The sequence below is a fragment of the Vibrio barjaei genome, assembly GCF_001639065.2.
Classification (GTDB): Bacteria; Pseudomonadota; Gammaproteobacteria; order Enterobacterales; family Vibrionaceae; genus Vibrio; species Vibrio barjaei.
Genome location: NZ_LQXO02000051.1, coordinates 1 through 1,240 on the forward strand (window position 1 = coordinate 1; position 1,240 = coordinate 1,240).

Here is a 1,240-nt window from a genome sequence, read left to right on the forward strand (position 1 = left end):
AAGAATTAAAGGACACACACCAAAAAGTATGAAATTGGTATGATTTTTCACAAACTGATGGACCCGCGCCTTTTTAATCAAAGGTTGCCTGCTAAAGTCTCTTTAAGTTCATGGAGGACTGATTGATGACTACCGCCAGAAAGCAACTCATATCTGTTGATGCCACATCCTATTATCACTGTGTTTCTCGTTGTGTAAGACGAAGTTATTTATGTGGAAAAGACGCTCAAACAGGGACTTGCTATGAGCATCGACGCTTATGGATCGAGCAAAGAATCTACGCACTGACCCATGTCTACTGTATCGATATCTGTGCCTACGCCATTATGAGCAACCACTACCATTTGGTGGCCAATATCAATAAGGTTCAAGCTACGGCGCTCTCTCAACATGAAGTGGTCGAGCGCTGGGGCAGGACACATAAGTTACCTGTACTGATTCAGCGCTGGTTAAGCAATCAGTTGTCAGACAAAGCAGAGCAAGAAAAATGTGTCGAGATAATCGAAACTTGGCGCGAGCGACTGTGGAACTTGAGCTGGTTTATGAAAGAGTTAAACTTCGATATCGCTTGTAAAGCCAACCAAGAAGATAACTGCACAGGTCATTTTTGGGAAAGTCGATTCAAAAGTCAGGCTCTGCTGGATGAAAAAGCACTTGCCGCAGCCATGGCCTATGTGGACTTAAATCCCATCCGAGCTGGCATCGCCACAACCCTAGAAACATCTGACTACACATCGATTAAGGCGAGGCTAAATGCATTGAAGAACCAGCAGCCTACCGCTCCTTGCTTGCATCCATTTATTGGCAACCCAACCAATAAGATGTCGAATGGTATCCCTTTAAGGCTTATCGATTACATCGAGCTTGTCGACTGGACGGCTCGGCAGTTTCGTGAAGATAAGGCGCAAATGAATCAACATTTACCAGCAATACTTGCTCGATTGGACGTCACTCAAACCAATTGGCTCAAAGTGTGTACACACATGGAAAAGACAAGAGCCACAGCGATAGGAACACGAACTTTAGCGCTGAAAACGAAAGCTGTGTTAAACAAAGAGAGGCTGCACGTTTATCATTTAGAGTAGTTTTTGACTCTGACATTCTCCCCAAAAATCAACAGCACCTCTGCTGAAATAGTGCATTTCGAAAAACCTTTAGACTCTAACGTCTAGCACTTCACTTGACGAAAATGACATTCCGAGAAGACTTAACACTCATCATTTATTGTGCTTGTGAGAGT

The 1,240-nt window shown here is 43.7% G+C and carries 1 protein-coding gene; it reads left to right on the plus strand.

Features of this window, described 5'->3' with window-relative positions:
- The first annotated feature begins 125 nt into the window (after positions 1-125).
- Complete coding sequence (locus AWH66_RS20425; RefSeq protein ID WP_206360070.1) at positions 126-1,085, plus strand: transposase; 960 nt, start codon at positions 126-128, stop codon at positions 1,083-1,085.
- Positions 1,086-1,240 lie beyond the last annotated feature (155 nt).